Source organism: Azotobacter armeniacus, from assembly GCF_054779355.1.
Window position 1 is genome coordinate 60,594 of record NZ_BAAGYK010000134.1, and the last position, 8,753, is coordinate 69,346.

The window sequence follows — 8,753 nt, forward strand, 5'->3', positions numbered from 1 at the left end:
CCTCGCCGGCTGCCGAGGGCGTTCAGAAACGTTCGTCGGCCAGTTCCATGAGTGGAGTGCTGCCGGCGCGGATGACGGCATCCAGGGAGTGGATGCGCGGCAGCAGTTTGCTGAAGTAGAACTGCGCGGTGGACAGCTTGGCACCGTAGAAGGCTTCGTCGTTGGCGCGACTGGCCTGGGCCACGGCGGCCATGCGTGCCCACATGTAGGCGTAGGCGACGTAGCCGAACAGGTTCAGGTAGTCCACCGCCACGGCATTGACCAGTGCCGGATCCTTGCCGGCCTGGTCAAGCAGCCAGGCGCTGACGCTCTCCAGGCACTTCAGGGCGGCCAGCAGCTGGCTGGCGAACGGCCGGGAAGCGGCCGGCGCGTCGACGAAGGCACGAATCTCCCCGGCGAACAGTCGCAGCGCGGCGCCGTTGTTGGCCACGATCTTGCGGCCCAGCAGGTCGAGGGCCTGGATGCCGTTGGTGCCCTCGTAGATCTGCGCGATGCGCACGTCACGCACCAGCTGCTCCTGACCCCACTCGCGGATATAGCCGTGCCCGCCGAACACCTGCTGGCCGTGGATGCAGCTTTCCAGTCCGGTATCGGTGAAAAAGGCCTTGGCGATGGGGGTGAGCAGCGCTACCAGCGCTTCGGCACGACGGCGTTCGTCGGTGTCTTCGGCATGCTTGGCCAGGTCCAGCTGCTGGGCGACGTAGGTGGAGAAGGCTCGTCCGCCTTCGGTCAGCGTCTTCATGGTCAGCAGCATGCGGCGCACGTCGGGATGGGCGATGAGGGGATCGGCGCTCTTCTGCGGTATCTGGGCGCCACCCGGGGCGCGGCCCTGCAGGCGCTCTCGGGCATAGGCCACGGCGTTCTGGTAGGAAGCCTCGGCGCAGCCGATGCCCTGAATGCCGATGGACAGGCGCTCGTAGTTCATCATGGTGAACATGGCAGCGAGGCCCTTGTGGGGTTCGCCTATCAGATAGCCGATAGCTCCGTCGAAGTTCATCACGCAGGTGGCTGAGGCCTTGATGCCCATCTTGTGTTCCAGCGAGCCGCAGGACAGGGCGTTGCGTGCGCCGAGGGCGCCATCCGGGGCGACCAGGAACTTGGGCACCAGGAGCAGCGAGATGCCTCTCGAGCCGGCTGGCGCATCGGGCAGGCGGGCCAGTACCAGATGGACGATGTTCGCCGTCAGGTCCTGTTCGCCGCCGGTGATGAAGATCTTGCTGCCGCTGATCGCGTAGCTGCCGTCAGCCTGCGGTTCGGCGCGGGTGCGCAGCAGGCCGAGGTCGGAGCCGGCATGGGCTTCGGTCAGGCACATGGTGCCGGCCCATTCGCCGCTGTACAGGCGCGGCAGGTAGCGCTGCTTGAGTTCCTCGCTGGCGTGGGCGTCCAGTGCCAGGCAGCAGCCGGAGGTCAGCGCCGAGTACAGGGTGAAGCTGGTGTTGGCGGAATAGAGCATTTCCTCGAACTGCACGGCGAGCATCTTCGGCATGCCCAGGCCGCCGTAGGCGGGGTTGCCGGCCAGGCCGACCCAGCCGCCCTCGATGTAGGTGGCGTAGGCTTCGCGGAAGCCGGCCGGGGTGCTGACGACACCGTTGTCCCAGTGTGCGCCTTCCTCGTCGCCGCTGCGGTTGAGCGGGGAGAGCAGTTCGCCGGTGACCTTGGCCGCCTCCTCGAGGATGGCGTCGGCGGTCTCGGCATCCACCGTCTCGACCAGCGTGGGCAGACGTGCCCAGAGCTTGTCGGCGGCAAAGACCTCATGCAGAACAAAGCGCATGTCGCGCAGGGGGGCGTGGTATTCGGGCATGACGGACCTCGTTTTCTTATCATGGAGCGGTCGCCCGGTATGGTCCGGGCGGCCAGTATCGGGGCTGTGGCTCAGGCGTGGATGTGGAAGCCGCGGCCGCTCTTGCGGCCCAGATAGCCGGCCGCGACCATTTCCTTGAGCAGGGTGGCCGGGCGGTACTTGGGATCGCCGAAATCGCGGTGGAAGGTTTCGAGAATCGCCAGCAGCGTATCCAGGCCGATCAGGTCGGCCAGTGCCAGGGGACCGATGGGGTGGTTGCAGCCGAGCTGCATGCCGGTATCGATGTCCTGGGCGCTGGCCAGCCCTTCCTGAAGAACGAAGATCGCCTCGTTGATCATCGGACAGAGGATGCGGTTGACCACAAAGCCCGGACTGTTGCGCACCGAGATGGCAGTCTTGCCGATGTACTCGGCGAACTCCAGTGCTCTGGCATGGGTGGCCGCGGAGGTCTGCAGGCCGCGGATGACCTCGACCAGAGTCATGACCGGCACCGGATTGAAGAAGTGCAGGCCGATGAAACGTTCGGGGTTGCTCAGGGCGCTGGCCAACTGGCTGATCGACAACGATGAGGTGTTGCTGGCAATGAGCGCGTCGGGTTCCGTTACATCCTCGATCAGGGCGAGGATCTGCCGCTTCAGGTCGAGACTCTCGGTGGCCGCCTCGATGACCAGTCCGCTCCCGGCAAGGGCGTCGTAGCTGCTCTGCGGATGAACACGGGCCAAGGCGGCCTGCCTGTCCGCTTCGCTGATCAGGCCCTTCTTCACCTGCCGCTCCAGATTGCCGGACAGGGTGGCCAGACCGCGCTCCAGAGCGCTATCGGAGATGTCCACGAGGGTGACCTGCCGGCCGGCCAGCGCGCAGACCTGGGCGATGCCGTTGCCCATGGTGCCGGCGCCGATGACTGCAATGCGCGCTTCGCTCGTGTTCTTCATGTGATTACTCATGTTCAGCTTCCGTTAGACATGTTCACGTGATTCCTGTCGTCCGCGCCTGGCCGGGGTAGAGGCATGGACGACAGGAATATAGCGGCTCAGTCAGCTTTAGGAGTGGCGCCGATCTCGCTCTTGGTCGAGGCGAACCGGAGCAGATGGGTGCGCTCGACCAGAATGTACAGCACGGCGCCGGTGGCCAGGCCCCAGCCCGCGCCATAGACCGCCAGGACAACGCCCATGGTGCCGGCGATGCCGCGCTCGGTGTTGTTGCTCAGTTGCTCGAAGCCGAGCATCAGGCAGATGTAGCCGGTGAGTACCAGGGTCAGCGACAGGGCGATCGGCAGCACCGGCTGGAAGAAGCTCACTAGCGGCAGGATGAACAGGGCGATGAAACCGGTGATCCAGAAGGTGCCGGCGCCGCTGTAGATGGAGTCCATCGCCTTGCGGCCGTACTTGTAGCGCTCGGCCATGGTCGCCGCAGCTGCGGTCCACAGCGGTCCGGCCAGGCCGGGGTAGGGCGCGAAGAAGGCGTGCAGGGCGTTGCGCACGGCGGTGACCAGATGGATGCGGTCAACGTTGTAGTCGATCTTCTCGTCGGTGCGCAGTTCGTCGGCACGCTGCATCAGCGACTGGCCGACGATGATGTCGCCGAAGGCGATGATGTAGGCGATCACTGCCGTGGGGATTGCATAGAGGAAGATCCTCGCGTCCGGGAAGCCGATGCCGAACGGCAGGTAGTTCCAGAGCTGGTCGAAGGCCGGCTGGGTGATGCCCCAGCGGATCTCCGGCATCTTGTATTCACCGACGGCGATGCCGATGAAGATGGCAATCAGCATGCCCGGCACCATTCCGTAGTTGACGATCTTGCGTGCCAGCGGCACACGCTCGGTGAGCCCCTTGAACGATACCGAGAACATCAGATACAGGCAGATCAGGCTGCCCAGCACCAGGGAGATCGGGGTATTGGCCAGGCGTCCGCCGCTGGAAATCTCCCCCATCAGCGCGGCGATGCCGGCGCCGATGATGATGCCGCCCTTCATGGAGTTAGGCACCAGACGCACCATCACGCTGCCAAGGCGCGTCACGCCGAGCAGGAGGAAGATCAGGAACACCAGGAACTGCAGGGCGAACAGGGCCTGGATGGCCTCCGGACCTGGCTGGTAGTCGCTGAGGAAGAGGATCACCACCGGAATGCCGGGCGTGATCCAGCCCGGTACCAGCGGCACGCCGAGCAGGGCCGGCAGCATGAAGCCGATGCCGCAGATCACCACATAGGCCAGGGCCACTTCGTAGGGCAGGCCGAGGTATTTCTCCAGCAGCGGGATCATGGCCAAATTGACCACGAACATGATCAGCCCCTGGAGCATTTCCGCAGTTTCCCAGCGGTAGTGCACGAAGGGCAGGCGGACCTTGAAGGGGCCGGCCGGCCAGTAGGGCTGTTCGTCACCGTCTTTGCGATTGAGTGCTTGCATGGGGCTCTCCGTCGGCATATGCGCCATTGTTTATCGTTGTTGTGAAACGGGCAGGCACGCCCGGTGCGTACCGGCGCTGCCGGGCGGCGGGAAGGAATTACAGTGCCCTGGCCCTCTCGCGCAGGACGTATTTCTGGATCTTGCCGGTGGAGGTCTTCGGCAGCTCGCTGAAGACCACGCGCCTGGGGATCTTGAAGCCGGCCAGGTGCTCGCGACAGAAGGCGATGATCTCCGCCTCGCTAGTCCGTTCGTGACCGGCCTTGAGGGTGACGAAGGCACAGGGGGTTTCTCCCCATTTCTCGTCGGGGCGGGCCACCACGGCCGCCTCGAGGACGCCATGATGGCGGTAGAGCACGCCCTCGACCTCGATCGTGGATATGTTCTCGCCGCCGGAAATCACGATGTCCTTGAGGCGGTCCCTGATCTCCACATAGCCGTCCGGATGCCAGACGCCCAGATCGCCGGTGTGGAACCAGCCTCCTTCGAAGGCCTCGGTGGTGGCCGTGGGGTTCTTCAGGTAGCCCTTCATCACCGTGTTGCCGCGCATGAAGATCTCGCCGATGGTTTCGCTGTCGCGCGGCACCGGCTCCAGGGTCTGCGGGTCGGCGACCATCACCCCTTCCAGGGTCGGGTAGCGCACGCCCTGGCGCGCCTTGATCCGCGCCCGGTCATCCAGCGGCAGCTCGTCCCATTCCTCGTGCCAGGCGCACACGGTGACCGGACCATAGACCTCAGTGAGGCCATAGACATGGGTGACCTTGATGCCCATTTCCTCCACCGCGCCGATCACCTTGGCCGGCGGTGCGGCGCCGGCGACCATCGCATGCACCGGGTGGTCGATGGCGGCCTTGGCCGAGTCGGGCATGTTGACCAGGGCGTTGAGCACGATGGGCGCGCCACACAGGTGGGTGACATGGTGCTCGTGGATCAGGGTGAGGATCTGCTGCGGGTCGACCCGGCGCAGGAACACGTGCACGCCGGCCAGGGCGGTGACGGTCCAGGGGTAGCACCAGCCGTTGCAGTGAAACATCGGCAGGGTCCAGAGGTACACGGGATGGTTGCCCATCGCCCAGACCATCTGGTTGCCCAGCGAATTCAGGTAGGCGCCGCGGTGATGGTAGACCACACCCTTGGGATTGCCGGTGGTGCCGGAGGTGTAGTTGAGGCTGATGGCCTGCCACTCGTCGTCCGGCCACTGCCAGGCGAACGCCGGATCGCCCTCGGCCAGCAGCGCCTCGTAGTCCAGCTCACTGACGGGTTGGCCCTCGCCGTATTCCGGATCGTCCACGTCGATCAGCAGCGGCGGGTGGTCGAGCATGCCGACCGCGGCATGGATCACCTCCTGATACTCGTGGTCGGCGATCAACACCTTGGCTTCGCCGTGCTGCAGCATGAAGGCGATGGCCTCGGCGTCCAGGCGCACGTTGAGGGTGTTGAGCACGGCGCCGATCATCGGTACGCCGAAGTGCGCCTCGAGCATTTGGGGAATGTTGGGCAGCATCACCGCCACGGTGTCGCCGATGCCGATGCCGCGGCCAGCTAGGGCGGAGGCCAGGCGTCGGCAGCGTGCATAGGTTTCGGCCCAGTTGCGGCGGATCGAGCCGTGGATCACGGCGGGGCGGTATGGATAGACAGCGGCGCTGCGCTCGATGAAGCTCAGTGGAGAAAGGGGGATGTGGTTGACGGCAGAGCGTGACAGGCCCTGTTCGAAGATCGACATGTTTTTATCCTTTCGGCTGATTGTTAGCTCTTATTGCCTTGTCGCCTTCCCGTTCCGGCGGAAGGCTGGTACATCCTTCGTTGCTCTATATATCAACCTCTATTTTATCTGTAAATAGTACTTAACTTATATGGTATATATACTATATATGGTCTGAATGACCACGATGACGGGCAGGAAGATAGCTGCATGCCTCCAGATTCCGCTCACCTGTCGGCCTCGCCGCTGCTAGCGCTCGACCCGCAACCGAGTCTGCTGCTGGATGCCTTTGCGCGGGCCCTGGAACTGAACACGGCCCTGCTGGCGCTGATCGGCAAGTCCGCTCCGGAGGCGCTGGCCAGCTGCCTGCCGGCGAATCATGCGCAGCTGGTGCGCGCCTGTCTGGAGCAGCGGCGGGCCATCAAGGACGTCGAGGCACAGTTCGGTGAGCGGGTTCTGCTCTGGACCTTTATTCCCGATCTGCAGAAGAGGAGGGTGGTTGCGCGCTGCCGAGATGCCACTATGCAGATCCTCGGCGAGCGTGAGGCAGCCAAGGCGCGGCGGCTGTATCGCCTGATCACCGAGAACACCACCGACCTGATTTCCCGTCACGATCCCGACGGCCGCTTCCTCGACGCCTCGCCGGCTTCTTGGGTCCTGCTCGGCTACTGGCCGGAGGAGCTGCGCGGCAGGCCGGTGCGCACGCTCGTGCATGTCCGCGAACGGACGCAGCTGCGCTGCGCCCAGGAGGCGCTGGAACAGCACGGCTACCACACCATGAGCTACCGGGTTCGCCACCGCGCCGGACATTACCTGTGGTTCGAGACGGCCAGTCGGGCGATCCGCGACACTTACACCGGGGCGGTGGTGGAAGTGATCAGCGTGTCGCGGGACATCACCGCCCGGGTGCAGGCCGAGGAGAACAACCGGCGGCTGGCCGGTGTGGTGGAGGCCAACACCGATCTGGTGCTATTCATCGATCCGGCCGGGCGGATCACTTATCTCAACCCGGCTGCCCAGCGCACCCTGGGGATCGGCGAGCGGCAGCCGATGCCGGCTCTGGCCGGACTCTTCACCCGGGACGACCTGGCGCGCCTGCAGGCGGAGGGCTGGAGCACTGCCGAGCGACAGGGGGCCTGGAGTGCCGATGCGCGCCTGCAGCCGACCGGCGGCGGTGCTTCGGTACCGGTCTCGTTGGTGCTGCTGGCGCACTCCGCGGTCGGCGGCGAACGCTACTACTCACTGGTGGCGCGCGACATGACCGAGCGCGAACTGCGCGAGGCGCAGCAGCACCGCCACCAGGACGAGCTGGCGCATACCGCGCGGTTGGTCAGCCTCGGCGAGCTGGCCTCGGGGCTAGCCCACGAGATCAACCAGCCGCTGGCGGCGGTGGTCAACTATGCCAGCGCCAGCCAGCGCTATCTGCAGTCCCTGCAGCACAATCCCCAGGCGGCTCTGCGTGTGGCTCAGGGGCTGGAGCGCATCACCGAGCATGCCAAGCATGCCTCGGAGGTGATCAAGCGGCTGCGTGCCTTCCTGCGCAAGGGGCAGCGACGCATGCAGGCGCTCGACGTGGCCGAGGTAGCACGGGGCGCGGTGCGCCTCTGTGGCTGGGAAGCGAGTGCCAGCCAGGTGACGATCGAGGCGCAATTGCCGGACGGTCTGCCGCCGGTCTACGCCGATCGGGTATTGCTCGAGCAGGTGCTGCTCAACCTGCTGCGCAATGCCATCGACGCCAACCGCGAGGCCCATCCCGGCCTGCCCTCCAGCATCGTGCTGACCACCCATGCCAGGGCCGGTCAGGTGGTGATCGAGGTGCGCGACTGCGGGCCGGGGCTGAGCGATGCCGAGCTGGAGCGGGTGTTCACGCCGTTCTATACCAGCAAGCCGGAAGGCCTGGGCCTGGGCTTGTCGATGAGCCGCGGCATCGTCGAGGGGGTCGGCGGCTCTCTTGATGCGCAGCGCATGGAAGGGGGCGGGCTGTCGATGCGCTGTCTGCTGCCGATCCAGTAGGGGGCAACAGTTGTCCAGGGCACCCGGATCAATGGCTGTGCTCGAAGATCGTCTCGTAGTGATAGGGCGGCAATTCGACCAAAAGTGATCCATGAACCCCATCTGTTGACGACTGTGCTGGCCTTTTACAATGCTGCCGTCGGATTGTAGTTCCACGGCAGCAACGCTTCGTAGTCTTCGACGCTTTTGGCCTGCGGTAGGCGTTTAAGGACATGGCGCAGCCAGGCATAGGGCTCCTGCCCGTTGGCCTTGGTGGTTTCCTCCAAGCTGTAGCGCTGGCGGTAGCACCCTTGGGCGTGTCGCTGAACTGAACCGCCCGGGGCAATGGTCATTTGGGCTTCTCCTCAACCTGAGGATGGTTGGCGTCTCACACTTTGTATCTCGACTGCCACTTCCAGCGAAGGTGATAGTTCCCGACTGATCATCGAGGGAGGAGCCGGAAGACGTTTTACCCCTTAGAGCGGTTTCACCCTGACCGGCCATAACCGCAATGACGGTTGAATTCGCAGAGCTGCGCTCTGCATCACCAGACTGAACTCAATGGATAGGTTAGTTTACGATAATGCATTAATTTTAGTGTTGACGCCGAAAGCTGACGCCCTATAATGCGCCCACTTCCCGAGCAGGGGTCTGCAGAAGTCCTTGAAAATCAAGGGTTTGCCTGCTGGCGCTGGGCGAATTGGGAAGGCGGGCGGCCTGGGTGAGACGAAGTTCATCGAGGCGCTTGACAGGGGAAAAGGCTGCTGTAGAATGCGCGGCCTCGGTTGAGACGAAAGGCTCAGGCGAAACGCTCTTTAACAAGTTGAATCAAGCAATTCGTGTGGGTGCTTGTGGGT

General features: G+C 64.4%; 5 protein-coding genes and 1 pseudogene. 1 reads left to right on the forward strand and 5 read right to left on the reverse strand.

The window, feature by feature from the left end; translation table 11 throughout:
* Positions 1-22: 22 nt before the first annotated feature.
* The 4 genes from ACYVD0_RS18055 to ACYVD0_RS18070 all read right to left on the reverse strand — a co-directional run bounded on the left by ACYVD0_RS18055 (position 23) and on the right by ACYVD0_RS18070 (position 5,925).
* On the reverse strand, positions 23-1,801 hold the full coding sequence (locus ACYVD0_RS18055) for an acyl-CoA dehydrogenase family protein (protein WP_460428096.1): 1,779 nt from the start codon (positions 1,799-1,801) through the stop codon (positions 23-25).
* A gap of 71 nt (positions 1,802-1,872) precedes the next feature.
* On the reverse strand, positions 1,873-2,733 hold the full coding sequence (locus ACYVD0_RS18060; protein WP_460428097.1) for a 3-hydroxybutyryl-CoA dehydrogenase: 861 nt from the start codon (positions 2,731-2,733) through the stop codon (positions 1,873-1,875).
* A gap of 98 nt (positions 2,734-2,831) precedes the next feature.
* The gene (locus ACYVD0_RS18065; RefSeq protein ID WP_460428098.1) at positions 2,832-4,205 is read right to left on the reverse strand and encodes a solute carrier family 23 protein; all 1,374 of its coding nucleotides are present in this window, start codon (positions 4,203-4,205) and stop codon (positions 2,832-2,834) included.
* Positions 4,206-4,302: 97 nt separating this feature from the next.
* On the reverse strand, positions 4,303-5,925 hold the full coding sequence (locus ACYVD0_RS18070; RefSeq protein WP_460428099.1) for an acyl-CoA synthetase: 1,623 nt from the start codon (positions 5,923-5,925) through the stop codon (positions 4,303-4,305).
* Between the two features lie 189 nt (positions 5,926-6,114).
* Between ACYVD0_RS18070 and ACYVD0_RS18075 the strand changes: the two genes are divergently transcribed.
* Positions 6,115-7,917, forward strand: a complete 1,803-nt coding sequence (locus ACYVD0_RS18075; protein ID WP_460428100.1) for a PAS domain-containing sensor histidine kinase — start codon at positions 6,115-6,117, stop codon at positions 7,915-7,917.
* A gap of 125 nt (positions 7,918-8,042) precedes the next feature.
* Here the strand turns inward: ACYVD0_RS18075 and ACYVD0_RS18080 are convergent.
* Positions 8,043-8,236 (reverse strand): annotated as a pseudogene (locus tag ACYVD0_RS18080) (transposase domain-containing protein); the annotation flags it as partial.
* Between the last annotated feature and the right edge of the window lie 517 nt (positions 8,237-8,753).